34 protein-coding genes are annotated in these 22,269 nt (G+C 66.4%); 15 read left to right on the top strand and 19 right to left on the bottom strand.

The genetic code is table 11. The features are described 5' to 3' along the window. Window positions 1-667: 667 nt before the first annotated feature. The 7 genes from Q0938_RS16475 to Q0938_RS16445 form a co-directional block, all read right to left on the bottom strand. Complete coding sequence (locus Q0938_RS16475; RefSeq protein ID WP_299364678.1) at window positions 668-1,906, bottom strand: cytochrome P450; 1,239 nt, start codon at window positions 1,904-1,906, stop codon at window positions 668-670. Window positions 1,907-2,084: 178 nt separating this feature from the next. After that, window positions 2,085-2,444 carry a cupin domain-containing protein gene (locus Q0938_RS16470; protein ID WP_123130140.1) on the bottom strand — a complete coding sequence of 120 codons (360 nt, stop codon included), beginning with the start codon at window positions 2,442-2,444 and terminating at the stop codon, window positions 2,085-2,087. Beyond that, on the bottom strand, window positions 2,435-3,196 hold the full coding sequence (locus Q0938_RS16465; protein WP_299364673.1) for a 5-formyltetrahydrofolate cyclo-ligase: 762 nt from the start codon (window positions 3,194-3,196) through the stop codon (window positions 2,435-2,437). Before Q0938_RS16465 ends, Q0938_RS16470 begins: the two co-directional genes overlap by 10 nt. Next, entirely contained in the window at window positions 3,183-4,238 is a 1,056-nt protein-coding gene (locus Q0938_RS16460) for a nitronate monooxygenase (RefSeq protein ID WP_123130142.1), read from the bottom strand. The genes Q0938_RS16465 and Q0938_RS16460 overlap by 14 nt, the downstream gene beginning before the upstream one ends. Further along, window positions 4,235-4,573: a carboxymuconolactone decarboxylase family protein gene (locus tag Q0938_RS16455; RefSeq protein WP_123130143.1), complete on the bottom strand. Its 339-nt coding sequence runs from the start codon at window positions 4,571-4,573 to the stop codon at window positions 4,235-4,237. The genes Q0938_RS16460 and Q0938_RS16455 overlap by 4 nt, the downstream gene beginning before the upstream one ends. Next, entirely contained in the window at window positions 4,566-5,054 is a 489-nt protein-coding gene (locus Q0938_RS16450; protein ID WP_299364664.1) for a hemerythrin domain-containing protein, read from the bottom strand. Before Q0938_RS16450 ends, Q0938_RS16455 begins: the two co-directional genes overlap by 8 nt. Before the next feature lie 15 nt (window positions 5,055-5,069). Continuing rightward, complete coding sequence (locus Q0938_RS16445) at window positions 5,070-5,477, bottom strand: group III truncated hemoglobin (RefSeq protein WP_123130187.1); 408 nt, start codon at window positions 5,475-5,477, stop codon at window positions 5,070-5,072. 125 nt (window positions 5,478-5,602) lie between these two features. Here Q0938_RS16445 and Q0938_RS16440 point away from each other — a divergent pair, with 125 nt between their 5' ends. The 4 genes from Q0938_RS16440 to Q0938_RS16425 all read left to right on the top strand — a co-directional run bounded on the left by Q0938_RS16440 (window position 5,603) and on the right by Q0938_RS16425 (window position 7,070). Then, on the top strand, window positions 5,603-6,019 hold the full coding sequence (locus Q0938_RS16440; protein ID WP_299364655.1) for an Rrf2 family transcriptional regulator: 417 nt from the start codon (window positions 5,603-5,605) through the stop codon (window positions 6,017-6,019). Window positions 6,020-6,091: 72 nt separating this feature from the next. Continuing rightward, window positions 6,092-6,325 (top strand): hexameric tyrosine-coordinated heme protein, encoded by a 234-nt coding sequence (locus Q0938_RS16435; protein WP_123130146.1) that lies wholly within the window; start codon window positions 6,092-6,094, stop codon window positions 6,323-6,325. Further along, window positions 6,322-6,630, top strand: a complete 309-nt coding sequence (locus Q0938_RS16430) for a DUF6522 family protein (RefSeq protein WP_123130147.1) — start codon at window positions 6,322-6,324, stop codon at window positions 6,628-6,630. Before Q0938_RS16435 ends, Q0938_RS16430 begins: the two co-directional genes overlap by 4 nt. After that, the gene (locus tag Q0938_RS16425) at window positions 6,627-7,070 is read left to right on the top strand and encodes a CBS domain-containing protein (RefSeq protein WP_299364648.1); all 444 of its coding nucleotides are present in this window, start codon (window positions 6,627-6,629) and stop codon (window positions 7,068-7,070) included. Before Q0938_RS16430 ends, Q0938_RS16425 begins: the two co-directional genes overlap by 4 nt. 199 nt (window positions 7,071-7,269) lie before the next feature. On the opposite strand, the gene Q0938_RS16415 is transcribed toward Q0938_RS16425, so the two are convergent. Together Q0938_RS16415 and ric are read right to left on the bottom strand one after the other, a co-directional pair. Beyond that, window positions 7,270-7,566, bottom strand: coding sequence for a hypothetical protein (locus Q0938_RS16415; protein WP_366942772.1), 297 nt, complete (start codon window positions 7,564-7,566; stop codon window positions 7,270-7,272). 139 nt (window positions 7,567-7,705) lie between these two features. Further along, a complete protein-coding gene (gene ric, locus Q0938_RS16410; RefSeq protein ID WP_299364646.1) occupies window positions 7,706-8,377 on the bottom strand; it encodes an iron-sulfur cluster repair di-iron protein in 672 nt (223 codons plus the stop codon). 182 nt (window positions 8,378-8,559) lie between these two features. On the opposite strand from ric, the gene Q0938_RS16405 reads away from it, so the two are divergent. Genes Q0938_RS16405 through Q0938_RS16390 form a run of 4 tightly spaced genes read left to right on the top strand, consistent with a single transcriptional unit; the run spans window position 8,560 to window position 11,919 of the window. Then, on the top strand, window positions 8,560-8,988 hold the full coding sequence (locus Q0938_RS16405) for an Rrf2 family transcriptional regulator (RefSeq protein WP_299364643.1): 429 nt from the start codon (window positions 8,560-8,562) through the stop codon (window positions 8,986-8,988). A gap of 21 nt (window positions 8,989-9,009) precedes the next feature. After that, window positions 9,010-9,474: a DUF6522 family protein gene (locus tag Q0938_RS16400; RefSeq protein WP_299364639.1), complete on the top strand. Its 465-nt coding sequence runs from the start codon at window positions 9,010-9,012 to the stop codon at window positions 9,472-9,474. Between the two features lie 20 nt (window positions 9,475-9,494). Then, window positions 9,495-10,694, top strand: a complete 1,200-nt coding sequence (locus Q0938_RS16395; RefSeq protein WP_299364637.1) for a P-loop NTPase — start codon at window positions 9,495-9,497, stop codon at window positions 10,692-10,694. Further along, the gene (locus Q0938_RS16390) at window positions 10,687-11,919 is read left to right on the top strand and encodes a NifU family protein (RefSeq protein ID WP_299364635.1); all 1,233 of its coding nucleotides are present in this window, start codon (window positions 10,687-10,689) and stop codon (window positions 11,917-11,919) included. The genes Q0938_RS16395 and Q0938_RS16390 overlap by 8 nt, the downstream gene beginning before the upstream one ends. Window positions 11,920-12,002: 83 nt before the next feature. Here Q0938_RS16390 and Q0938_RS16385 read toward each other — a convergent pair whose 3' ends face one another. Together Q0938_RS16385 and Q0938_RS16380 are read right to left on the bottom strand one after the other, a co-directional pair. Then, entirely contained in the window at window positions 12,003-13,073 is a 1,071-nt protein-coding gene (locus Q0938_RS16385) for a tellurite resistance/C4-dicarboxylate transporter family protein (RefSeq protein ID WP_299364632.1), read from the bottom strand. Beyond that, window positions 13,063-13,488, bottom strand: coding sequence for a hypothetical protein (locus Q0938_RS16380; RefSeq protein ID WP_299364630.1), 426 nt, complete (start codon window positions 13,486-13,488; stop codon window positions 13,063-13,065). The genes Q0938_RS16385 and Q0938_RS16380 overlap by 11 nt, the downstream gene beginning before the upstream one ends. A gap of 176 nt (window positions 13,489-13,664) precedes the next feature. On the opposite strand from Q0938_RS16380, the gene Q0938_RS16375 reads away from it, so the two are divergent. After that, window positions 13,665-14,354, top strand: coding sequence for an MOSC domain-containing protein (locus tag Q0938_RS16375; protein WP_299364628.1), 690 nt, complete (start codon window positions 13,665-13,667; stop codon window positions 14,352-14,354). After that, window positions 14,351-15,211: a pyridoxal kinase gene (gene pdxY, locus Q0938_RS16370; RefSeq protein WP_299364624.1), complete on the top strand. Its 861-nt coding sequence runs from the start codon at window positions 14,351-14,353 to the stop codon at window positions 15,209-15,211. The genes Q0938_RS16375 and pdxY overlap by 4 nt, the downstream gene beginning before the upstream one ends. Window position 15,212: 1 nt before the next feature. Here the strand turns inward: pdxY and Q0938_RS16365 are convergent, their stop codons facing one another. Genes Q0938_RS16365 through Q0938_RS16335 form a run of 7 tightly spaced genes read right to left on the bottom strand, consistent with a single transcriptional unit; the run spans window position 15,213 to window position 19,126 of the window. Next, window positions 15,213-15,884, bottom strand: a complete 672-nt coding sequence (locus Q0938_RS16365; protein WP_299364621.1) for an NnrU family protein — start codon at window positions 15,882-15,884, stop codon at window positions 15,213-15,215. Between the two features lie 4 nt (window positions 15,885-15,888). Then, complete coding sequence (locus Q0938_RS16360) at window positions 15,889-17,088, bottom strand: NnrS family protein (RefSeq protein WP_299364618.1); 1,200 nt, start codon at window positions 17,086-17,088, stop codon at window positions 15,889-15,891. Window positions 17,089-17,122: 34 nt separating this feature from the next. Next, window positions 17,123-17,497 carry a DUF488 domain-containing protein gene (locus tag Q0938_RS16355; RefSeq protein ID WP_299364617.1) on the bottom strand — a complete coding sequence of 125 codons (375 nt, stop codon included), beginning with the start codon at window positions 17,495-17,497 and terminating at the stop codon, window positions 17,123-17,125. Then, window positions 17,494-17,832, bottom strand: coding sequence for a carboxymuconolactone decarboxylase family protein (locus tag Q0938_RS16350; protein ID WP_299364615.1), 339 nt, complete (start codon window positions 17,830-17,832; stop codon window positions 17,494-17,496). The genes Q0938_RS16355 and Q0938_RS16350 overlap by 4 nt, the downstream gene beginning before the upstream one ends. A 12-nt stretch (window positions 17,833-17,844) precedes the next feature. Beyond that, the gene (locus Q0938_RS16345) at window positions 17,845-18,177 is read right to left on the bottom strand and encodes a hexameric tyrosine-coordinated heme protein (RefSeq protein WP_299364613.1); all 333 of its coding nucleotides are present in this window, start codon (window positions 18,175-18,177) and stop codon (window positions 17,845-17,847) included. A 50-nt stretch (window positions 18,178-18,227) separates the two neighbouring features. Continuing rightward, a complete protein-coding gene (locus tag Q0938_RS16340; protein ID WP_299364611.1) occupies window positions 18,228-18,704 on the bottom strand; it encodes a hemerythrin domain-containing protein in 477 nt (158 codons plus the stop codon). Between the two features lie 14 nt (window positions 18,705-18,718). Beyond that, a complete protein-coding gene (locus Q0938_RS16335) occupies window positions 18,719-19,126 on the bottom strand; it encodes a group III truncated hemoglobin (protein WP_299364609.1) in 408 nt (135 codons plus the stop codon). A gap of 179 nt (window positions 19,127-19,305) precedes the next feature. On the opposite strand from Q0938_RS16335, the gene Q0938_RS16330 reads away from it, so the two are divergent. The 5 genes from Q0938_RS16330 to Q0938_RS19465 all read left to right on the top strand — a co-directional run bounded on the left by Q0938_RS16330 (window position 19,306) and on the right by Q0938_RS19465 (window position 22,073). Next, entirely contained in the window at window positions 19,306-19,683 is a 378-nt protein-coding gene (locus tag Q0938_RS16330) for a DUF6522 family protein (RefSeq protein ID WP_299364606.1), read from the top strand. 466 nt (window positions 19,684-20,149) lie between these two features. Beyond that, window positions 20,150-21,007 carry a succinate dehydrogenase iron-sulfur subunit gene (locus Q0938_RS16325; RefSeq protein WP_299364604.1) on the top strand — a complete coding sequence of 286 codons (858 nt, stop codon included), beginning with the start codon at window positions 20,150-20,152 and terminating at the stop codon, window positions 21,005-21,007. Between the two features lie 10 nt (window positions 21,008-21,017). Further along, window positions 21,018-21,419 carry a succinate dehydrogenase, cytochrome b556 subunit gene (gene sdhC, locus Q0938_RS16320; protein WP_299364601.1) on the top strand — a complete coding sequence of 134 codons (402 nt, stop codon included), beginning with the start codon at window positions 21,018-21,020 and terminating at the stop codon, window positions 21,417-21,419. 4 nt (window positions 21,420-21,423) lie between these two features. Continuing rightward, the gene (gene sdhD, locus Q0938_RS16315; protein ID WP_299364599.1) at window positions 21,424-21,822 is read left to right on the top strand and encodes a succinate dehydrogenase, hydrophobic membrane anchor protein; all 399 of its coding nucleotides are present in this window, start codon (window positions 21,424-21,426) and stop codon (window positions 21,820-21,822) included. A 53-nt stretch (window positions 21,823-21,875) separates the two neighbouring features. After that, entirely contained in the window at window positions 21,876-22,073 is a 198-nt protein-coding gene (locus Q0938_RS19465; RefSeq protein ID WP_366942771.1) for a CBS domain-containing protein, read from the top strand. Here the strand turns inward: Q0938_RS19465 and Q0938_RS16310 are convergent. Beyond that, entirely contained in the window at window positions 22,054-22,263 is a 210-nt protein-coding gene (locus tag Q0938_RS16310) for a hypothetical protein (RefSeq protein WP_299364596.1), read from the bottom strand. The two genes, Q0938_RS19465 and Q0938_RS16310, sit on opposite strands and share 20 nt — an antisense overlap. Window positions 22,264-22,269 lie beyond the last annotated feature (6 nt).

Raw genomic sequence — 22,269 nt, 5'->3', positions numbered from 1 at the left:
CCCGACTACAAGATCACCAAGGTCGATGACCTGATGCCGTGGCGCTGGAACGGATAGCGGTCACGCCGGACGGTTACCTCAGAACAAGGCCAAGCGGGACGCGCTGAACGAATGGGTGAAGGCGATCAACGCAGCAGGCGGTTTCGGACGCTGGGCTTGGGATGTCGCGTTCAAGCCGGGCGAGGTGCAGGACATCATCACGAAGCACGCGACCGTCGCCGAGCCAGCAGAATAGAGCTCGTGTTTCGGCCAGAGCGCGACAGAGTTGTTCGATCCCGGTTCCATCTCGATGGCGCCACTAGCATCGAAGTGTTCAGGTCAGCCTTCGATTTGTTCCCTTATTTTCTGAGGCATACAGGCTCTACACCAAAATCGGGCAGTCGAGAGGTCCGGAGAATATCGCCCCTGAGAGACCGCTTCCGGGCCTCCTGGCGACGAGGCCAGTGCTCAGCCCCCCCCGCATAACCCTCAAAGAGAACGGAAAAATCCGGCCGCAGCCGGATCGGGAGAACGCTTTCGCGAGGGCAAGTGGCGGAGGGGATGAGCCTGATATCCAACCTTCTCTACACAAATGCTTAATTTAAAGCAATTTTTTTCAACCAGCTCCTAGGGGCCACGATCTTTATGCTGGTGATGCCCCATGCCCAGGACAGGGTCCACCGACCGATCAGTGGAGCACGATCCACACCCGGCGGAAGCCGCCGACAGGAGAGACTTCCCGTTCCGGTTCCATATCTTGCGCAAATTCGATCCTGTGCACGGAAGCAAGCAGTGCCCGAAGCGCGATCCGCAGTTGCCAGGTGGCCAACAGCCGGCCCGGGCACACATGTCTGCCGATGCCGTAGACGAGGTTTGCCGCGGCATGGTGCTTTGGGTCGAAATCGCCCCGTCCGAAAACCGCCTCGTCGCGATTGGCCGATGTCCAGTGAAGCTTCACGCGAGCGCCTGCCGGAATGTCCGTGCCGCCGACACGAACGGGACAGGTCGTGACCCGGCGGTTGGAGACGAACGGGTCGTCCAGACGCAGGATTTCGTCGATGATCGCGTCCATTTCAGCGTCCGGGGCCGTGCGCATCCGCGCCGCAAGGTCCGGTTCCCGGCTCAGATGCGCGACGACCACACCAACGCATAGCGCCATCGACCCAAGGTCACCCCCGGTCCAGTTGCGCAGGATCGAGGTCAACTCCGGTTCCGTCAGCGGTCGCCCGTCGACGGTCTCGCGGCAAAGCCGCGCGGTCACGTCGTCGCTGGCCGCGTCTGTCCCGGACAGACGGGGGGCGAGTACGGACCGGATGATCTCGTCGAATTCCCCGGCGACCTCCGCGGTCCGTTCGTAGTCGCCCGATCGGGTGGCAGCGTGGTTGGCCTCCATCCAGTTCAGCAGACGCGGCTCCAACTCGGACGGCCAACCCAGCCACGCACATTGCGCGCGTACCGCGAAGACGGCGCCGATGTCGCCGACCGCATCCAACGGCTTGCCGCGCGGCAGGGCCGCCACCAGACGGACGGCGACGCCTTCGAAAACCGGCAGGAAGGGCTCCAGCGCGTCGCCGGTCAGGTACCGGTCGACAACACTGCGGAATCGGGAGTGGTCCTCTCCGTCCAGACCATTGGGAATCTGCAGGTGGCGGGATACTGCGCTTGAAAAGCGAACGTCGTCGAGGGCGGCGGCGGCGACATCGGCGTGTCGAAGCAATACATATTCGCCGGCGTCGTTCCTGACCACCGGGAAAAGTGGCCGCAATTCATCGGTGTATGCGCGCAGATCACGCCCGGCAGGCGACACGTCGTCAGGCATGTGATCGGTCATCGCGCTGCTCTCATTCTGGCTGGTCTGAACTATCGTGCGTGAGGTTTGTCCGCTGCATCGCGTGGTCGAACTGCCGGTCCTCGCGCCTTGCGCCATTATCGTAGTTGGAACGTGGGATCAGTTACAGCGCCGATCATTCTCCTGCGTGCGTCCGGTAACACGGATCATGCCCGATCCGTGACGGTCGCGCCGCCCTGCACAACGGCACAAGCGTACCTGAACGAAAACACCTGTCGGGAACAATTGAAAACACATGCCGCGCATGCTGTGCATTCTATTCACGACCAGGTTCCGGCGTCTTGCCGTCGGTCGCAAACAGAATTGTCAGAAGCAACGATGCATCCTCCATTCCCTTCACCGAATGCGACTCGTCGCCATCGAGATAGACCCAATCGCCCGCCCGCAAGTCGATTGTCGCGTCGGACAGCCCGAGCTGGGCGTGCCCCTCGATGCATTGGAGGGTGATCCGGCCTGGGACCCTGTGCGAGGGGATCTCGACACCTGCAGGCACGACGAGGCGCACCGCCTCGAAGCTCGACGTGCGGACGATGGCGTGCGTTCTGGCGGCGGAGAGACGGGCGCCGAGCGGGCGGAGATCGACGGCCTCGCCTGCGGCGGCATGTTTCAGCGCCATTGTGGTCTCTCCGTCGCACCAGAGGTGTGCTCTGCGGGGTCATGCTGTTCCGTCCGCTCGGCCAGGCGCATGACCTGCACACCCTCCTCGGTGATGATCGCGTCCAGCGGCACGTCGTGGGGCTGCGGGTAGATCGTCGCGAGTTCGGCCGCCTGCAGGCCTATGCCGATAACGAAGGGGCGCGGCGCGAGATGCGCGAGCGTGCGGTCGAAGTAGCCGCCGCCATAGCCGAGCCGATAGCCGGCCCGGTCCCAGCCGACAAGCGGAGCAAGGGCCACGTCCGGCGTCACGACCTCTGACTCCGGCGGCGGAACAGGGATGTTCCAATCACCCCGCACCATGCGTGTCTCCGGCGTCCAGCGGCGGAAGACGAGCGGGGCCTGTTTGACCTCGACGAGGGGCAGCGCGACCTGGACGCCCGTCCCGTGCAGATCAGCCATCAGGGGGCGCAGGTCGGGCTCGCCCTTGATCGGCCAGTAGGCCGAGAAGACGCGATCCCGCATGTCGCCGAAACGGTCTGCCAGAAGGTCGCGCAGGTGACCCGACAACGCGGCCCCCACGGCGACCCGCGCATCCACGCTCAACGCCTGGCGCTCGGCGCGCAGTCGCAGGCGCTCGGCCCGGCGCCGGCGCGCGACGTCGCGCGCCTGTTCCGGGTCGACGCCCAGCGGATCGAAATAATCGGGCGCGATCTCGCCCGCCATGCAGGGCGGAGAGGCGTAGCGGCCCTCGGACCCGTCATTCCCCGCCATGACGTGCCTCCTCGTGCCCGCAACCGTCGGACCGGAAGCGGCCCAGCAAGACTGTCGCCTCGTCCGCCATCAGGCGCAGGCGCTCGCCGGCGGGAACGACGTCCGTGATCCGCCCCACGCCCTGGCCTGCATAGAGCGCCATCGCCTCCAGATCCCCCGTCGTCGTGCGCAGGGGCGAATCCGTGCTGAACCGCAGGCGGGGAACGCCATCGTCCCAGGCGATGGGCTCCCGCGGCAGGGCGTCGGGGTCGTGACCCAGAAGGCGGTCGCCGAGCGCCTCCGTCACGGTATTGGCCAGAACGCGAACGGCCGCGCCGCGCGGCCAGTTCAGAACGAAGACATCGGTGAGAACGGTGTCCGCAGCCGGGGCCGCCGCCAGTCGGCGCTTGTGCCTGTCATGGGCGAAGGATTCGGTGGTCGCCAGAAAGGCCGTGCCGCAATGCACGCCCACTGCCCCCATGGCGAGGGCGGCGGCGAGCCCCCGTCCATCGACGATCCCGCCGGAGACAACGACCGGCACCCGGGACCCGGACAGGATCTCCGCCGTCAGGGCGAAGGCGCCGATGCGCCCGTGGACGTGCCCGCCCGCCTCGACGCCCTGCGCGATCAACACGTCCGCACCCGCTGCCTCGGCATCGCGCGCCGCCTGCACCGTGCCGGCCTGGTGCAGGACGAGGCAGCCCGCCGCCTTCACGCGCTCCACAGCCGAGGGCACCACGTCCCAGAAGAACGAGAAGGCCCCGACGCCGAGGTCGAGACAGCAGGCGATCTGGGCGTCGAGCAGGTCCGGGTCGGTCGCCGCCGGGATCAGGTTGACCGCGAAGGACCGGTCGGTCGCCGCCCGCAGCGCCTGAACTTCGCGCGCGATCAGCTCGGGCGCCTCGCGCACCATGCCGAGCGTCGGATAGCCGCCAGCCTTGGCCACAGCCGCCGCCAACTCCCAGCGGGACACGCCGCCCATGCCGGCCAGCAGGATCGGCACGTCACAGCCCAGCAGATCGCAGAGCGGTGTGCGCAGCGCGGGATACAGGCCATCCGTCATGACGCGGGGTCGTCCTCCATCAGGTCCAGCGCCTTGATCGAATGGGCGAAGGCGGCGCCGGCCCGCATCTCGGCGGCGACCCAGATCGCCTCCATGATCTGCTCCGGCGTGGCACCCGCGCGCCGGGCCGCCCTGACATGGCCCTCGATGCACCAGGGGCATTGCGTGACATGGGCAACGGCCACGGCGATGATCTGCTTGGTGCGCGCATCGAGCGCGCCTTCGGCGAACACCGCCTTGGAGAAGGCGCGGAAGGCGTCGTCCGCCGCTGGCGCAAGGGCGTGCCGCCGCTCGGCATGGGCGCGCGTTGCCTGTGGAAAATGAAGATCAGGCATGAGCGGTGTTTCCAGGCTCGAACTGCGGAAACAGCACGTCGTTTTCCAGCCGCATGTGTTCCTCGAGATCGGTGATGAATTCGTCCAGCCTCGCATAGAGTGCCGTCCAGGTGCCGCAGGCGCCTTCGGGCAGTGTCAGTTCGCGGGTCAGACGGCGGATTTCGGCGACCTCTGCGGCGTGGTCGTCATGATCGGCCCGCATCACGGCGATCGGGTTCTCGATGCCGGGGCCGCCACCCCTGCGGATGGCGGGAAAGAGGATCAATTCCTCCTTCTTCATGTGGACCTCCATCTCGCCGATCATGCGGCGCAGGACGTCCGAGAGCCCATCGGGCACATGGTCGTCGCCGAAGTGCACGTCTTCGACCTTCGCGGCCATCGCGGCCAGCGGCGGCAACTGTTCGCGGTGTCGCGCGTGGTACCGCGTCTCGATGTAGCGGGTCAGTTCGGCGGCGTCGTGGATCGGGGCGGCATCGGACATCTGGGGATCCTTTCATCAGCTCAAGGCGGGAATGGCGTCGGGGGCAGCCTGTGCCTCCGTGACGGCGATGTGGAGCGAGCGGGCAATGCGTTCGGCCCGTTCGATGACATGCGCGGCGCCCGCGGGGGAGCAAACCTCCCGCGCGGTCTCGCGGAACAGTCCCAGCCAGCGTTCGAAATGGGCCCCGTGGATCGGCAGCGGCGTGTGCGCGGGCACCGGGCGGCCATGGTAGCGGCCGGTCATCAGCGCGACCGAGGACCAGAAGGCGACCATGCGCTCAAGGTGAGGGTCCCAGTCCGATATCCGCGCAGCAAAAATCGGGCCGAGCACCGCATCGCGGCGGACCTTGGCGTAGAAGGAATGGACGAGGTCGCGCAGGACGTCCTCGTCGAGGCCCGTTTCCGCCATGATGGCCGCCGTCATCTCCGGCCGGGCGGAGGCGATCTGTGCGGATGGTTCGGCGGTGGACATGACGGCCTCGCGGTTCGGGTCTTGCAAACAAGGCTAGACCTGCTGTAAATACCAATTCCTGCAGGCCACTCGCGGCGATGCGCCTCACCTCCTTCACCGACTACGGCCTGCGCATGCTGATGCGCATGGCGAGCGCGCCGGATCGCGCCTTTTCGACCGCCGATCTGGCCGACGAGTTCGGGCTGTCGCGCAACCATCTGGCCAAGATCATGCAGCGGCTTGCGCAGGCCGGGCTGATCGAAACCCGGCGCGGCGGTGGCGGCGGGGCGGCACTGGCCCGGCCTGCGTCGGAGATCCGGCTCGGCGCCGTTGTGCGCCTGCTTGAAGAGGGCCAGCCGCTCGTCGAATGCCTGAGCGGGGGTGGCGGCGCCTGCACGCTTGACGGCCGCTGTCGGCTCAAGGCGCGCATGCGCTCGGCCGAGGCGGCCTTTCTCGCCGACCTCGATCGCGCGACGCTCGCCGATATCGCGCTCGAACCATTGAGGGCAGGCTGACAGACCATCAACCCGGCGGTTGCAACCGTCGGGCATCAGAAACAAGCAACCAAAAAACGGAAGGAATGCTCGATGACCACATGGCTCCCCACCTTGAAGACAGCGACACCGCAAGAAGGCTATGAACTGGCCGTCAAGATGGCCCGCGTCGCGATCAAGATGACCCAGCCGGACGCCGAGGTGCGCGACAAGCTGCGCCCGGTCTACGCCGAAAATGCCGACGCGCTGATCGCCTCGAGCCAGGTCGTGGCAACGCATTTCGCCACCGTGGCGGCGGCGAATGACTATTGGAGAGATGCGCCATGACACCGGTCGAACGCAACGCAGACGATTTTGTCATCGACGCGTCCCTGTTGGCGGACGCGTTCGGCCTGTCGCAGGAGGAGACCAGGGCGCGGATGCGCGCGGGGACCATCACCTCGCGCTGCGAGGCCGGGGTGGGCGAGGATGCCGGGCGCTGGCGTCTGACCTTTCACCACGGCGGCCGCGCCTGCCGGTTCATCGTGGATGCGGGCGGACACATCCTGACGCGGGCGACTTTTCCGGTCAGGACTGGCACGCAAAATCCGGGCGCACCCGGCACAGACATCGGACCGGGGGCAGGACCGTGATCCCCGCGACCCTTCTCGAAAGGGCCAGCCGCCGCCTTGTCACGGTCGATCGCTCGGCGCGACTGGTCGACGCCGCGCAGGCCTTCGACCGCCCGGAGACCCTGCTGATCATCGTCTGCGACGAGAGCGGCGTTCTTCGTGGTGTGGTCAGCCGCACGGACATCGTCGCTCGCATCAGCCATTGCACCGGCTGTTCCTGCACGGAATCCGTCCAAGCCGCGATGACCGCCGAAGTCGAGTACTGCACACCCTCGGAGTCGCTCGATGACATCTGGGCCCGGATGAAGCGGACGGGGTTCATGCATTTGCCGGTGGTGGACGGCGCCGGGGGTCCCCTGGGCGTGCTTGCCGCACGCGATGTGCTCGTGGCCCTGCTCGCGGATCGCGAGCACGAAGAGACCCTGCTGATGGATTACGTCACCGGCATCGGATACCGGTGAGTCGGGCCGGAGTCGCGGCTCGGTCCCATGCGTCGGGTGAAGCCGCCGTCGCTGCCCTTGCGGAAGAGACGGGGCGTGCCATGGGCCTCGGGATTTTCGGTTCGCCCAGCTTCGTTGTGGACGGAGAGGTGTACTGGGTGGATGACCGCCTCGATGACGCGATCTCATGGGCGCGGGAGGGCCGGGTGCGTTGGGAGGATCAGAGGGGCGCCCGAGGTCGGCGTAGCCCTGCCCTTATCCTGCGCAATAGCCCCACCACGTAGCGCGGCGCGATCAGTTTCACCTCGTGGCCGGCCCGCTCCATTTCGCGCGCCCAGTAATGCGCTCCGCCGCAGGCTTCCATGGCGACGAGGCACCGCGGATGCTCGAAGATGAAGCGCTGGAACTGTGGCCGCGACAACTTCTTGCGGAACAGCACCGTTCCGTCCGCGGCCGCGCCGTGCAGCTGGAATACGTTCTTTGCCAGGTCGACGCCGATGATGCTAACTTTCTTCACGGATGCCCTCTCGTTCCTCTTGTGACTTCAGCATCACAAGCTTGGCGCATTGTGACGCCGTTGGGGAGAGAGCGGCATCCACCCCATCTCTGGCAGCGGCGTTGCCAGCCGCCCGCCTTCGGAGCAGCTGGCAGAGATGTCATGCGGCTGTTTCGAAGCGTGGGAACAGCACGTTGTTCTCGAGATGGACGTGCTCCATCAGGTCCGCGCGGAACTGGGCCACTCCGTCATAGAGCGTCCGCCAGGACCGGCAGGCATCCTGGGGCGGAGTGTAGTCGTCTGTCAGGCGCCCGATCTGATCGAGAAACGCGGCATGGTCGTTGTGATCGTGTCGCATTTCGCGAATCGGCTCGGCGAGTGAACCTGCTCGCTGACGCAGCATGGCCGGGAAGACCATCAGCTCTTCCTTCTTCATGTGCACCTCCAGCTCGCCCCAAACGTGCTGCAAGGTCTCGGCCAAGCCTGCCGGCACATTCGGATGGTTCACATGAACCGCCTCTACCTTGCGCGAGAGGGCGATCAGCTCCGGGATCTGCTGTCGGTGCACGTCGTGATAGCAGGTCTTGATATGCTCAATCAGCGCGCCGGTTTCCTGCGGGACTGGCTGCGGGGCCGACGGATCGAGCGCGTCGAGCGCCGTTTCCAGCTCATCCAGGTCGGAACTGCGATGGTTGGCCGCGTCCTTCAGCGACACGTGTCCCTGGCAGCAGAAGTCGATCCCGAACCGGCGAAAGACATTGGAGGCGCCGGCCAATCGCGCGGCGATCTCGCCGACACTCTGGTCGTGCAGTGGGTGGGCTCTCTCGGTCATGGCTCTCTCCACGGTTGCTTCGCGCAGGCGGAACTGCCGGGTGCAGGAGTCGTCATCTCCTGCGAATCCTCGTCTAGGCACCCGTCAGGCTTCACGTCGCCCGACTCCACCACAAATCGGCATTTGAAGTACCGATTTGATCGGCTATATTACGTCCTGTCAATACCAGATAAGGGTCGACGATGCGGCTTGCGGCATTCACCGATTACGGCTTGCGGGTTCTGATGCGTCTGGCCGGAGCGCCCCACGAGGCGGTCTCGACCGGAGCGATCGCCGAAGAGTTCGCGATCTCTCAGCACCATCTGGCCAAGGTAGTAAGGGATCTTGGCCGCGGCGGCTTCGTCAGAAGCCAGCGCGGCAGGAGTGGCGGGCTTACGCTGGCTCGCCCGGCACAGGCGATCACGGTGGGCGAAGTCGTGCGCCATCTCGAGCAGCGTTTCGCGCTTGTGGAATGTTTCCGCGCGGACGGCGGCGCCTGCGTGTTGAAGCCGCAATGCCTGCTTAGGCCCCAGCTCGCCGCGGCGCAGGAGGCATTCATGAACGAGCTGGACAAGACAACCCTGGCGGACTGCGCCTGGCGCAGCAGCCAATCCCCGGCCGCAGCCGGATGACCCAGAAGGATGGAGGAACCGATGACCCGGATCGAATACATCAATGATGGCGTTCAGGTGGACGCAGGCATCCTTGCGCAAGCATTTGCGATCAGTGCCGAAGACCTGAGACTGGGCATGCGTGAAGGCGCCATCACCAGCCGGTTCGAACAGGGCGAAGCCGAGGATGCGGGCAAGGTGCGCCTGACCTTCTTCTCGGCGGATCGTCGCGTTCGCATGATCGCGGATGAGCGGGGCAGCGTTCTCGAATGCAGCGCCGTGACCTTCCCACTGCCTCGTTCGCCTGCTGCACCGGGCCAACGCCACGAAGCTGGTGCAGGCGACGCCAGTAGCGGCGCCGCGGACGAGACTTTCAAAGATCCCCATGCTGCTGAAGAGGCCGATGCCGCTCGCCGGGCTCGCCTCGACGCAATTCTCGACGAAGCCTTGTGCGACACGTTCCCGGCGAGCGACCCGATCGCCGTCAGCTTCCCTTCCGCTCGCTGAGACCGCGAGGAGTTTACGCGTTGAACAATCCGAAGCCGATTTCTGATCCGGCACCGGCCGCGCCCCTGTCGCATCTCGGCCGACTCATCGCCATTGCCAGCGGCAAGGGCGGGGTCGGCAAGTCCACCGTTGCCACCAACCTGGCGGTGATGCTGGCGCGGCAGGGGCTGCGCGTCGGGCTCGTGGATGCCGATCTCTACGGCCCGTCGATCCCTGGCATGCTGGGCATCCCCGGCGACCGACCGCCGGCCATGTCGCCCGACAAGAAGGTCATCCCCGCCGAGGCGCAGGGCGTCAAGGTGATCTCGATGGGGATGCTGACCGGCGACGACAAGCCCGCGATCCTGCGCGGACCCATGGTGACGAAGTACCTCCGCATGTTCGTCACGCAGGTCGACTGGGGCGAGTTGGACGTTCTGTTCCTGGATCTGCCGCCGGGCACCGGCGACACGCAACTGACGCTGGCGCAGTCCTTTCCGCTGACCGGCGCCGTCGTCGTCAGCACACCGCAGGATGTGAGCCTGAAGATCGCGCGGCGAGGTCTGCGCATGCTGGAACAGGTGAACGTGCCGATCCTCGGGATCATCGAGAACATGAGCGGCTTCACCTGCCCCTCTTGCGGGGAAGTCACCGATATCTTCCATCAGGGCGGCGGGCGCAGGATCGCGGAAAGCCTCGACGTGCCGTTTCTCGGCGCCATTCCACTCGACCCGGCGATCGTGGATGGCGGAGACAACGGTGCGCCGCTCGTGGCGACAGCGCCGGACAGTCCGGCGGCGCAAGCCTACGGGCTGATCGCCGACGCGCTGACCGGCGCCATGAACCCGGCCGTTGGGCTTCAAACGCCTTTCGATTGGCACCTCGCGGCCGGCGAAGGCAAGCCCGCGCCGGCCGCACCCACGCCCGATACGCCCCCGGACCGGCCGCTGGCGCTCGACTACGACGCTGCCGGACTGACGATCCGGTGGGGAGACGGCCGTGCTCAGACGATCGACCCGCGTGATCTGCGGCTCTCCTGCTGCTGCGCGGCCTGCCGCGACGAGATGAGCGGCAAGCGCCTGCTCGACCCCGAGGCCGTGCCACTGGACGTGGTCCCGACGCGGATCTGGAGCGTCGGCAACTACGCTCTCGGCGTGGCGTTCAGCGACGGGCACCGCTCGGGGATCTACACGTTTGGCGCACTGCGCGAGATCGAAGGTGTCGAGGCCGAGGATGTCTGACACCGGCCTGCACCGCCGCATCCGCGCCCAGGCCTCGCCGCGCGACCCGAGCACGATGCGCTTCATCCTCGGCGCGCCGGTGCAGGCGGGCCGGACGGTCAGCTTCGACGGACCCGATGACGAGGCCCCTCTGGCGAAGGCCCTCTTCGCGATCGACGGTGTGCGCAAGGTGCAGGTGACGGGCGAGACGATCCTCGTCACGCGAGCCCAAGGCCACGACTGGCAGGCGCTCAAGGCGCAGATCGCTGCGGCGATCCGGCGGGTCCTGGACAGCGCCGATCCCCCGCTCGGCGACACGTCTGACGCCGCGCCGCAAGGTGACGACGATGCGGCGATCCTGGCCGCGGTCACCGTGGTCCTCGACCGACAGGCCAACCCCGCCATTGCCAGGCATGGTGGCCACGTGTCCGCAGAACGTGTCGAGAACGGTGTCGTATATCTGCGCATGTCCGGCGGCTGCCAAGGCTGTGCGGCCTCGTCCATGACGCTCAGGAATGGCGTCGAAACCATGCTGCGCGCCGCCGTGCCGGGGGTTCGCGAGATCGTGGATGTCACCGACCACGGCAGCGGAACCACTCCCTACTATCGCGACGCGCCGGGGCGAAGTCCCGCCTTCGCCCGCCCCATTCCGGCCGCCTCCCTTCGCTGGGAGGGTGGCCAGTTGGCGATCGACCCGGCCTATCTCGCGCCCCGGCTGGGCCTCGAGCGTGAGCAATTGCTCGACGGTTTTTCGCGCGGCGACATCGTGACCGAGCACAGCGAGGACGCCACGGTCGGCAACATTCGTGTAACGGTTCGCAGCCCGCAGCGCACCTGGGCGGCCGAGATCCTGCCCGATGGTAGTGCCCAGGAGGTTCCACCGCCCCGCGAACAAGCCGCCTCCGAAGACGCGCGCACCGCGCTTGCGGACCAGGTGCGCCAGCATCTGGAAGCTCTGCCTGCCGGCAGGCTGCCGGTCACGTATGGACAGATCGCCCGAGACCTGGGGATGTCTATGCCCGGCTCCATTCGTGAGGTGACGAATGCCCTCGAGGTGACGATGCGCGAGGATGCGGAAACCGGCCGCCCGTTCATCGCCGCCCGCGCCGTCAGCCGGGGATCGGGAATACTGCCCGGAAGAGGCTTCTTCGAACTCGCGCGATCCCTGGAGCGCGGCCCGCGTCCGGCGGAGACCGACCAGGCGTTCTTCCAGCGAGAGTTGCAGGAAAGCCTGCGGTCCGGTTGATCGGTCAGCGCCGGCCATAGGACAGAAAGAACCAGCGCCGCATCTGGTAACGCAGCTCGATCGCATGGAGGCGAGAGCTGCAATCAAGCCGCGACGACCATCCCTACCAGCCGGCGGACCAGGCCGATGACGGCGAGAGCCCAGGCGGCCAGCGCGACGAAGACGAGCGTTTCGGGCAGCGGATCGAGGAAGCCGTAGCCCATGGCGCGGTCGAACTGGAGCGAACTGGTGGTGTACATGCCAAGCGGAAAGATCATGCCCCAGACCGCCGGTTCGTAGCGGAACCTGTCGCGCTTCCAGAGGTAGCGCCAGGTCATCAGCGCGAAGAGGAACGGGATCCACCAGGTCGCGGTCGCCCAGAAGAAGAACGTGAACCCCTTGATGAACGGAATGAGCGGCCCGACGAGGGGCCAGACATCGCCTTGCAGGAGCAGCAGCGAGCCGGCCAGCGCCGAAATCGCGACCGCGCCCATGTTGATCCAGTAGGGCGGGCTGAACTCGGCATGGCTCAGCGCCACGAAGGTGAGCCGATAGAAGATCAGCGGAATGATCGCGAGGTAGAGCATCGACCCGATCATGAACATCGTGATCGTGAGGAACTGGATCGCCTCGTGCGGCGGGGCGCCGGTGTCGATCGCCGCCCGCAGAACGACGATCGACTGCGTCGCGACCGCGGCGATGAGCCAGGCGCCGTTGATGCCTTGCGCGAGTGTCGGCTTGCGCGCCCGGACCGTGACGGCGGTGAAGAACGTGTACATCACGATGAACCACAGCCCCAGCCCTAGCCACCAGAGCGTCGTCGCCAGGCCCCGCGCCTCGAGCACGATCATGTTCTGGGTGCCGAGCACGCAGGTGCCGGCCACGAGCGTGAAGAAGCCCGGCGCACGCTGATGGTTGAAGACGTCAAGCATCAGCAGCCTGGGAAAGCGCACGACGCGGATCAGCGTCAGCATCCAGAGCACGGGATAGGCGATCCAGTTAAAGGCAACCAGGCCGAGCGCGACCGGCCGCAGCCCCAAGAGCTCGCACGCGATCGAGATCACGCCGGTCGCCATGACCAGAGCGAAATAGCCTGGAAACAGGAGCCGTGCCCCCTCGAGGACGACAGCGATGCGCGACCCGTGCTCGGGAGAGCCTGGTAAGCTACCTGCCAAGGGCCCGAACCAGAAGCTCGATCTGCAGGAAGGCGAGCACGAAGCCGCTATTGAGCGCCCACGCGACCGTCAGCCACCGCGCCAGCGTCTCCCAGAATGGATGCGCCTGCGACGAGCAGCACCATATCGCGACCAGGATCCAGCCCGTATAGAGCGCTGAAGTGACGATCAGCACCTCCTGGAATGCCGCCTGCCGCAGCATCAGCGCGGCGGCGTGCAGCACGATGAGGGCCGAAGTCGCGAGTACGCCGTATCCCCAGAAGACTGTGGCGAGATCGGCCCGACCGCGCCACGCTGTTCTCTCCGGCTCGGAAAGCCGTGACAGGAGGTTGCGGTTTTTGTGCAGTACCTTGTGATGCATTTTCCGGCGGCCCATCCGCATATTCGGCGGAGGGTTGCATTGGCGGTTTTCCATTGTGGTGGCACGTCAATGCTACGCGCCCGATGGAGCAGGGTCCATCTCTCAAGGTGCAGGGATGGATCGCATTCGTTCCTGCGCGCCACCCATGTCGATGCGCCGGCGCCGCAGAGGCGTGTCATGTCTGGTCGGTGTTGCGTCCGTCGTGCGTTGGAGGCATCGGGGTTCCTGCCATGACAGAGTTCTTGGTCTCAGAAGTGCGCGTCGGGCGCGTGCGACCGCTCGGCCCGAGGGCCGTCCCGAGCGGAATCCGAAAGGATCGCGTCGCGGAACCGATTGCCGCCACCGCCTGCGGGCTCGACGGCGACGCGCAGGGCGATCGCCGCAATCACGGCGGGCCGGACAAGGCCGTCCACGCCTATTCCGCAGGCCACTACCCCGACTGGGCGAACGATCTTCCTGATCTGGCACCCCAGTTCCGCCGCGGCGCCTTTGGCGAGAACCTCGTCGTCGAGGGAGCGGCGGAGGCTGACATCTGCCTTGGAGACCGGTGGCGACTCGGCGGCGTGCTACTCGAGGTGAGCCAGGCGCGTCAGCCCTGCTGGCGGCTGAACCTCCGCTTCGAGCGGCCGGACATGGCGCGGCGTGTGCAGGCGACGGGTCGAACGGGCTGGTACTTCCGCGTCCTCGAGCCGGGCGAGATCGCGCCGGGACAAACGGCGCGGCTCGTCGCGCGTCCGCATCCAGAATGGAGTCTCGACCGAGTCTGGCGCCTGCTCTATCGCGACCGGCTCGATCGCCCCGCGCTCGCCGCCTTCACGGCGCTGCCTGAGCTGCCCGAGAGGTGGCGGAACATGGCGGAGGCCCGGCTCGCTAACGGCCGCACGGAGGACTGGACGCGCCGCCTCGAGACACCGGAATGAGCGATCCGAGCGAGCATGGCGCCGAGAAGCCCCTGCCTCTCGTCATCTCGATCCAGAGCCAGGTCGCATGGGGCCATGTCGGCAATTCCGCCGCCGCTTATCCGATGCGTGCCTGCGGCGTCGACGTGGTCGAAGTCCCGACCACGCTACTCTCGAACCATCCGCACTATCCGACGATGCGCGGTCGGCTGCTCGAGCCCGACCTCGTCGCCGAGATTCTTGCGGGCCTCGTCGAGCGCGGGGTTCACGAACGGGCGGCGGTGGTCCTGTCCGGCTTCATGGGCCGGGCCGAGACCGCGTCGGCGGTGGCGGGGTTTGTGCAGCAGGCCAAGGCCGCGAACCCGCGCCTCGTCTATGCCTGCGACCCGGTGATGGGCGATGCGGATCTTGGCTTCTTCGCCGACGAGGCTGTGCGCGCGGCGTTCACCGCCGAGCTTGTGCCACTCGCCGACCTCGTCCTGCCGAACGCCTTCGAGCTCGCGGCGCTCTCGGGCGTAGCGATCACCGGAATCGAGGCGGTCGTCGAGGCGAAGGAGGCGCTCGGCCGTCCCGCGGTGGTCGCGACGTCGGTGCCGGTGGAAGGTCGTCCCGGCCGGCTGGCCACGGTGACGGCGAGCGACAGGCGCTGCATCGCGAACGAGGTCGCGCGCCTGCCGGTCCGCCCGGCCGGGACAGGCGATCTGCTCTCCGGCCTGACGGTCGCGCGGCTCGCCCTCGGGCTCGAGCTTGAGGCAGCGGTGGCGCGAGCGGTCGCGGGCGTTGCCGCGGCGCTCGCGCAGACCTCTGGCGAGCCGTGGGCTGAAATACCGATCACCGCCGCGCTTGATCGCATCGTCTCGGCCGGCGCGGAATCCTGAACTACGGCAGGAAACGCCAGAGCACGCCGACGCCCGCGAACCACGGGTGCAGCAGGATCAGGACGATTACCGAGGCGAGGGCACCGGCAACGCGCAGAACGGCGGCCCGCGGCAGCGCAACGGGCGCGGCGCACATCCGCGCCACCATCTGCTGCCAGACCTCGTCGCCCATCTCGCGCCGGCGGCGGCGGTCGACGATCCGCATGCCGACGAGCGCGAATGCGGCGAAGCTGCCGAACATCGCCACATGAGCGACGTCACCATTCACCACCAGGTGCGCGCCCGACCACAGAAAGAACGCCGCCAGCACCGGGTGGCGCACCCAGCGCAGGAGGCCCGGGTTCTGCGGGTCGAACGTGGGGTTTCGCGTGCCGCCGAAGGAAAGTGGGTTGGGCCGGAAGAGGCCGAAGGCCAGGATCAGGCCGGCGGCCGTCATCGCCGCCAGTACCAGCCAGTGCGCGCCGGGCGGCTCCGGCCAGAGCGGCACGTACGGCGCGCGGTCCGCCGCGACGAACACTGCCGCGAGCATCGCGAGCGACAGGAGCGAATAGGCGATCCCGAAGCCGGCGTGGCCCAGCCGCGCGACCAGCCACGGCCGCACCGGTGGGCGCACCGGGACCGAGTGCAGGATGTAGAACCCTGCGAAGACCGTGATGAACTCGATCCAGCCCATCCGCTCAGCGCTCCGGCCGGGCTCTCAGGAGGCGGCGTCCATAGAGGGCGGAGAAGCCGCCGAAGGCGCCAATCCAGGCCAGGCCGGAAACGGTGTGGAGCGCCGGCGCGAGCCCCGGCAGCGGCCCGGCAAGAAAGCGCGCCCCGACCGACAGGATCAGCAGCAGGTAGATCGCGACCGTGCCGGCGTCGGCTGTCAGCGCCTGCCCGGTGTGGCCCAGCGTCGCCCGCGTCATCACCGCCAGCGTCATCAGCCCGAGAGCTCCCGCCATCCAGACATGTTGCGCCGCAGCCGTCCCGAGCACTCCCGGCCACAGGACAGCCGCCCCGACCGCCAGCGCCCCGAGCGGCACGAAGGCGTAGCCCGCGTGCAGGACCAGCACCAGCGGCTCGGCCCCGGTCCGGTGCCCGGCCCACCGCGCCAGCCGCCCCAGATGCAGAAGTCCCGCGACGAGAAGCGACGCGCCGGTGACACCCGCACCCGGCGCCACGACCCAGAGCAGGAGCGCGAGGCCGAGGACCAGCAGCGCCAGCCAGTCGAAAAGCTGCATCGGCGGGGCGGGCAGGACCGAACTCTGGCGCTTGACCAGCCAGTTGCGCGTGAAGGACGGCACGATCCGCCCGCCAATCACGGCGACCATCATGATGCCGGCCCCGAGCCCGAGGCGCAGCCCCGTTCCTTGGGCGGCATAGGCACCCCGGGCCGCCTCCCAGTGAAAGACCGCGTTGCCGAGGATCAGCACGGACAGCATCGCCAGGACGATCAGGTTGCGCCAATTGCGCCCCCGGACGATCTCGCGCGCGATCGCGGCGGCGAGCACGACCGGGAAAGCGAGGTCGGCCACGGCAACCGGCATGGGCGGTATTCCCGCCGAGAAGGCGACCGCGACCCGGCCGAGAATCCACAATGCGAAGAGGCCGCCGAGCGGCCAACCCACAATGGGCAGCCGCCCGGTCCAGTTCGGCACCGCCGTCAGCAGGAAGCCCGCGACAACCGCTCCGAGATAGCCGAAGAGGAACTCGTGCGCGTGCCACGACACCGGGTCGAACGCGGTGGGCAACGCGATGATCCCGCTCAGCATCGGCACCCAGAGCGCCATGGCAACGACCGCCCAAACCCCGGCGCCGAAGAAGAACGGACGAAACCCGTAGGTCAGAAGGACGGACCCGCGCCAGGCGCGCATCTGTTCGGCTGTGCTGGTCATGTCGGTCGAGGTTTCTCGGTTGTTGTGCGCGGGGTCATCGCTGCTGCCTCAGGCATGCGGTGAGGTGCTCGCGCAGCACCACGGCCTGGTTGTGCTCCCGGTCTCTCACCGCAAAGAGGAGCGTGATGGGCCCTTTGCGGCACCAGCCAAGGCAGCGGTCCACCGCCTCCGGATTGCGTTCGAGTTCGGCAAGGTAGCGCTCGCGGAATGCGTCCCACCGTTCGGGATCGTGGCCGAACCACTTGCGAAGTTCAGTGCTCGGCGCGACATCGCGGATCCACTCGTCGAGCCGAAGTTTGGCTTTGGTGACGCCCCGCGGCCAGACCCGGTCCACCAGAAGCCGGGCGCCGGGCATCGCGTCGGGCGCATCGTGGACGCGCGCGATCCTGATGTCCGGCGCCCGGCTCACTCCTCCCCGGAGTCCTTCAAGAGGTCCAGCGCCTTGACCGAATGGGCGAAGGCCGCGCCCGCCCGCATCTCGGCCGCGACCCAGATCGCCTCCATGATCTGCTCGGCGCTCGCGCCTTCGCGCCGCGCGGCCTTCACGTGGCCTTCGATGCACCACGGGCACTGCGTCACATGGGCCACCGCGACCGCGATCAGCTGCTTGGTCCGGGTGTCGAGTGCGCCCTCGGCGAAGACCGCCTTGGTGAAGGCCCTGAACGCCTTATCGGCTTCCGGGGCGAGCGCGTGGCGGCGCTCGGCTGTCTCACGCGTGGGCTTCGGGAATCGGACGTCCGACATGCGCCGCCTCGACTATTCGCGCCAGTAGTCGTTGGCGGCTGCGATCGTGGCGAAGTAGTCGGCCACGACGCCCGAGACGTCGATCAGGCTTTGCGGATCGTGCGAATAGTTGGGGCGCAGCGCATGCAGGATGTCGGTGTCCGTCTGCGTGGTAGTCACCGCCTTGCGCGCCATCGAGACTGCGAGGTCGAAACCCTCGGCCGGCGTGTCGGTCATGAGAGACGGCAGCCAGGACTCCTCGGCAGCGGCAGCGTCCCCCGCGGACTCTTGGGAGGTGCCCTGAGCAATGGCCGGCGCGGCTAGAAGCGCGGCCAGGCAGACGATGGTGGCGGAAAGCTGTTGCACGGTTTTGGCTCCTCTCTGGTTGAACTTGGGGGGTGTCCTGTGCCGAACCCTCAGGCCGCTCTCTCGAACCTTGGGAACAGCACGTCATCTTCTAGCCGGACATGTTCGCTCAGGTCATCGGCGAATTCCGCCAGGCCTGCATAGAGCGTGTTCCAGCTGCTGCAGGCTCCTTCGGGCAGTGCGAGATCATTGGTCAGCCTCCGGATCTCGGCCAATTGGTGGTCGTGCTCGGCATGATTGGCGCGGATCGGGGCGATTGCCTCGGCGAGAGCCCGACCACCACCCTTGCGGATAGCGGGAAAAAGGACGAGCTCCTCGTTCGTCATGTGCATCTCCAGCTCTTCTGCCATCCGGCGCAGGAGATCGTGGAGGCCGTCCGGCACCCCCTCTTCGCCGCAATGGAGATCCTCGACCATCTCGGCCAGCTTCAGCAGCATTGGAAGCTGCTCGCGGTGGCGCGCATGATAGCGGCTCTCGATGAAGCGGGTCAGCTCGGTCGCGTGGTGAATCGGGACAGCGTCGTTCATCGGGTGTCCTTTCGTCAGCGCAGCGTCGGAACGGCGTCGGGAGGCGCCTGCGCCTCGCGAACAGCGATGTGCAACGAGCGGGCAATGCGCTCGGCACGTTCGATGACGTGAGCCGCCCCCTCGGGCGGACAGACCTCGTGCGCAGTCTCACCGAAGAGAGCGAGCCAGCGCTCGAAATGTTCCCAGCTCACCGGCAGGTCCGCATGCTTCGGCACCGGTGCACCGTGGTACCGCCCGGTCATGAGCGCGACCGACGACCAGAACCTCACCATCCGCTCGAGATGCGGCCCCCAGTCCTCGATGCGGGCGGCGAAGATCGGACCCAGCACCGTATCGGCACGAACCTTCTCGTAGAAGCGATGCACCAGTTTGGTCAGCAGCGCCTCGTCGAGCCCGGTCCGTGCCATCAGTTCGGCGGTCACGGCGGGTCGGGCCGAAGGCGGCGGCGGAAGGTCTGCGGCAGCGCGGGCCATTGGCACCTCGTCACGTCGGGCTTGCATCTGGTGTAGATTCTATAATAGGCATTGTAAATACCGATTAAGGACCACCTGCCGCTTCGAAGTGACCCGGAGCGGCCCAAGACGCAGCGCGGGAGATGCCGATGTTGAGCCTGAAGCTTTGCAATGATCGGACGGAGGTTGACCTGGACCGTCTCGCGCAGGCGTTCTCGATCGGCCGCGTCGAACTGGAGGACCACCTGCGGCTGGGAACGATCAGCTATTGGTACGAACTCGGCGCCAGCGACGACGACACGCCGCAGATGGTCTTTCGCTCAAAGGAGACGGGGCGCCGCGTCGCGCTCGACCGCGTCGGGAACGTCCTGCCCAATCAGGACGAAGGGACGCTCAAGGCTTCGCCAAGACCGGAAAACAAGATGAGCGGGTCTGCCGACCTTCTGACGAGCGATGTCTCGAAGGGACGGCGACCGCCACGCCCTTCCGACGCGGTCAGCGTCGAGGCGGATCGGCTAGTCGCCTGAGCAGCGCGGACTGCAATCGGAGCAGGCCCCCTCTCGCCACTGACCCGCGGTCTGCTGCGTGGCCGTACGGCCTCGCGGTGCGCGCCGAAACCATCGACTAGAAACCGGTCTTCGGACCAAATCTTGGAGCACCCTGATGTCGTTTAGTGAGATGATGCTTTGGCCGGGCACAAAAATCTGTGAACGATTGGGAGTCGAGCCGGAGAGTGACGCCGGTCTCATCCGATCGATGTTCAACATGATCGTCTACCTGGTCGTGATTCTGGGAATCATGTGGGCCGTAATGGCATGAAGTTATAGACCACATGTTGGCGAAGGGAAAACTGAGGGCGCGAGGATGGAACGTCAAGACTAAGGTGCTTTAGCGCGAGTTACGGCCAATGCGCCTCCGCCAGATCAGGTCAACGGAGAGCAACCGTTCGCGCAAGTACGCGTTGGCGTGACGTGGCAAGGACTGGAAATAGAGATGGCGAAAGCGAAATCCTTCATCATTGAGTCTTCCGATGAGATTCCCCGCCACACCGCGCTCAAGCGCTTTCCGGTCCCTCGAGGATTTGGAGCTCCTAAAGGATCGCAAATCAAGCGCGGCCGATCCTGGCCCGCGCCAGAGGGCGCGACACGCGTGAAGACGTTCGAAGTCTACCGATACGATCCCGACACCGGCGCCAATCCGCGCCTCGACACGTTCGAGGTCGATCTCGACGATTGCGGCCCGATGGTTCTCGACGCGCTGATCTGGATTAAGAACAAGATCGATCCGACGCTCACCTTCCGCCGCTCGTGTCGCGAAGGTATCTGCGGGTCCTGCGCGATGAACATGGACGGCACGAACTGGCTCGCCTGCACGAGGGAAATCGCCGATCTCGATACGCCAGCAAAAGTCTATCCGCTGGCGAACATGAGGATCGTCAAGGACCTCGTTCCCGACCTCACTCATGCCTATGCGCAATACGAGATGATCGAGCCATGGCTCCACACGGACACACCCGCGCCCAACCAGGAACGGCGCCAGGCACCCGAGGACCGGGAGAAGCTGAACGGTTACTATGAGTGTATCCTCTGCTTCTGCTGCACATCGGGATGTCCTAGCCACTGGTGGAACGGGGACCGATTCCTCGGGCCGGCTGCGCTCCTGCAGGCTTGGCGGTGGTTGGACGACAGCCGGGATGAGGCCACTGGCGAGCGGCTCGACAAACTCGAGGATCCGTTCCGGCTCTACCGGTGCCACACGATCCTGAACTGCACCCGGACCTGCCCGAAGGGGCTCAATCCGGGCAAAGCCATTGCCGAGATCAAGAGGATGATCGCCGCTCGGCACAGCTAAGGGATAGGGCATGGCACGCGCACCGAAGGACGACACCCGGCCGCTTTCACCGAACATCCAGGCCTATCGCCCCCAGCTGACATCAGTCCTGTCGATCGCGAACCGGATCACCGGAGTCGTGCTCAGCATCGGCGCCGTTGCTCTGGTGATCTGGCTCGTGGCGGCGGCAAGCGGGCCGGAGACCTATTACTGGTTCCAGAGCCTTATCGGATCATGGCCGGGCCAGATCTTGCTGCTCGGCGGCATGTTCGCCTTCTACCTCCATTTTTTCGGCGGCATCCGCCATCTGACCTGGGACACCGTGCGCGGTTTCGAGCTGCGCCAGATATACGTCTCCGGGTGGCTCGTGGTCCTAACCAGCATTGTGCTGACGCTGGCGACCTGGATCCTCATCCAGGTAATCACGAGGTGAACTGATGGACCGGTACCGCTTCCGTACTCCGATCGCCCGCGCCAGAGGTCTCGGTTCCGCCAAAGCGGGCTTCGAGCACTGGTGGATCGAGCGGGTTACGGCGGTCGCACTCGTCCCTCTGACGGTCTGGTTCGTTGCTTCTGCGATCGCATATGGAGGGGCGGACTACGAAGCGTTCATCGCTTGGCTAAGCTCTCCGATCACCGTGGTGCTGATGACGCTGCTTCTTGTCGCGCTGTTCTGGCATACCGCGCTCGGTCTGCAGGTGATCATCGAAGACTACGTCCACTCGGGCGCGAAGATCTGGGCGCTTCTGGCGGTACGCTTCCTCTGCTTCGCGCTGGCGACGACGGGGATTCTCGCCACGCTGCGGGTTGCCCTCGTTGCGTGGGTGGCCATCTGACATCACGCCAGCTGAGGAGCCGATTGCCGAGGGAATGACGGGGGCCTGATAGGATGTTGAGAGTAGACAGGGTCTTACCAGCCGCGCAGAAGCGGCTGATCACGGTCAAATCCGATGCTTTGCTAATCGATGCCGCAAGATTGCTGGACGGCCCGCAACGGAATCTGGTCATCGTCTGTGACGGTGGAAGAATGGCCGGCGTGGTCACCAAGACGGACGTTGTTAGCCGCATTAGCCACTGCACGGGATGAGCGCTACCATGGTCTGCAGCCAGAGCGCCGTCGCTTCCGAGACGTGCGCGCCGGAGATTTCGCCGTAGGAGCCGTTGATCTCGGTGGCGCCGTTCAGCACGATCCGCAGCGCCTCGTTGTGGGTCACATGCTTCTGAGCCTGCGCCGCCAGGATGTAGGGCAGCAGGAGATGGGTCGTGGCGTCGGACATGGGATG

The sequence above is a fragment of the uncultured Paracoccus sp. genome (assembly GCF_947496875.1).
Taxonomy (GTDB): domain Bacteria; phylum Pseudomonadota; class Alphaproteobacteria; order Rhodobacterales; family Rhodobacteraceae; genus Paracoccus.
This window is presented reverse-complemented; position numbering and strand designations above follow the sequence as displayed.

Bases quoted from the DNA above. Each gene is read 5' to 3' on its own strand.
- Q0938_RS16475 (WP_299364678.1), bottom strand. From the start codon at position 1,906: ATGGCGCAAGGCGCGAGGACCGGCAGTTCGACCACGCGATGCAGCGGA.
- Q0938_RS16470 (WP_123130140.1), bottom strand. From the start codon at position 2,444: ATGGCGCTGAAACATGCCGCCGCAGGCGAGGCCGTCGATCTCCGCCCG.
- Q0938_RS16465 (WP_299364673.1), bottom strand. From the start codon at position 3,196: ATGGCGGGGAATGACGGGTCCGAGGGCCGCTACGCCTCTCCGCCCTGC.
- Q0938_RS16460 (WP_123130142.1), bottom strand. From the start codon at position 4,238: ATGACGGATGGCCTGTATCCCGCGCTGCGCACACCGCTCTGCGATCTG.
- Q0938_RS16455 (WP_123130143.1), bottom strand. From the start codon at position 4,573: ATGCCTGATCTTCATTTTCCACAGGCAACGCGCGCCCATGCCGAGCGG.
- Q0938_RS16450 (WP_299364664.1), bottom strand. From the start codon at position 5,054: ATGTCCGATGCCGCCCCGATCCACGACGCCGCCGAACTGACCCGCTAC.
- Q0938_RS16445 (WP_123130187.1), bottom strand. From the start codon at position 5,477: ATGACGGCGGCCATCATGGCGGAAACGGGCCTCGACGAGGACGTCCTG.
- Q0938_RS16440 (WP_299364655.1), top strand. From the start codon at position 5,603: ATGCGCCTCACCTCCTTCACCGACTACGGCCTGCGCATGCTGATGCGC.
- Q0938_RS16435 (WP_123130146.1), top strand. From the start codon at position 6,092: ATGACCACATGGCTCCCCACCTTGAAGACAGCGACACCGCAAGAAGGC.
- Q0938_RS16430 (WP_123130147.1), top strand. From the start codon at position 6,322: ATGACACCGGTCGAACGCAACGCAGACGATTTTGTCATCGACGCGTCC.
- ric (WP_299364646.1), bottom strand. From the start codon at position 8,377: ATGACCGAGAGAGCCCACCCACTGCACGACCAGAGTGTCGGCGAGATC.
- Q0938_RS16405 (WP_299364643.1), top strand. From the start codon at position 8,560: ATGCGGCTTGCGGCATTCACCGATTACGGCTTGCGGGTTCTGATGCGT.
- Q0938_RS16400 (WP_299364639.1), top strand. From the start codon at position 9,010: ATGACCCGGATCGAATACATCAATGATGGCGTTCAGGTGGACGCAGGC.
- Q0938_RS16390 (WP_299364635.1), top strand. From the start codon at position 10,687: ATGTCTGACACCGGCCTGCACCGCCGCATCCGCGCCCAGGCCTCGCCG.
- Q0938_RS16380 (WP_299364630.1), bottom strand. From the start codon at position 13,488: ATGGAAAACCGCCAATGCAACCCTCCGCCGAATATGCGGATGGGCCGC.
- Q0938_RS16375 (WP_299364628.1), top strand. From the start codon at position 13,665: ATGACAGAGTTCTTGGTCTCAGAAGTGCGCGTCGGGCGCGTGCGACCG.
- pdxY (WP_299364624.1), top strand. From the start codon at position 14,351: ATGAGCGATCCGAGCGAGCATGGCGCCGAGAAGCCCCTGCCTCTCGTC.
- Q0938_RS16365 (WP_299364621.1), bottom strand. From the start codon at position 15,884: ATGGGCTGGATCGAGTTCATCACGGTCTTCGCAGGGTTCTACATCCTG.
- Q0938_RS16360 (WP_299364618.1), bottom strand. From the start codon at position 17,088: ATGACCAGCACAGCCGAACAGATGCGCGCCTGGCGCGGGTCCGTCCTT.
- Q0938_RS16350 (WP_299364615.1), bottom strand. From the start codon at position 17,832: ATGTCGGACGTCCGATTCCCGAAGCCCACGCGTGAGACAGCCGAGCGC.
- Q0938_RS16340 (WP_299364611.1), bottom strand. From the start codon at position 18,704: ATGAACGACGCTGTCCCGATTCACCACGCGACCGAGCTGACCCGCTTC.
- Q0938_RS16330 (WP_299364606.1), top strand. From the start codon at position 19,306: ATGTTGAGCCTGAAGCTTTGCAATGATCGGACGGAGGTTGACCTGGAC.
- Q0938_RS16325 (WP_299364604.1), top strand. From the start codon at position 20,150: ATGGCGAAAGCGAAATCCTTCATCATTGAGTCTTCCGATGAGATTCCC.
- sdhC (WP_299364601.1), top strand. From the start codon at position 21,018: ATGGCACGCGCACCGAAGGACGACACCCGGCCGCTTTCACCGAACATC.
- sdhD (WP_299364599.1), top strand. From the start codon at position 21,424: ATGGACCGGTACCGCTTCCGTACTCCGATCGCCCGCGCCAGAGGTCTC.
- Q0938_RS19465 (WP_366942771.1), top strand. From the start codon at position 21,876: ATGTTGAGAGTAGACAGGGTCTTACCAGCCGCGCAGAAGCGGCTGATC.
- Q0938_RS16310 (WP_299364596.1), bottom strand. From the start codon at position 22,263: ATGTCCGACGCCACGACCCATCTCCTGCTGCCCTACATCCTGGCGGCG.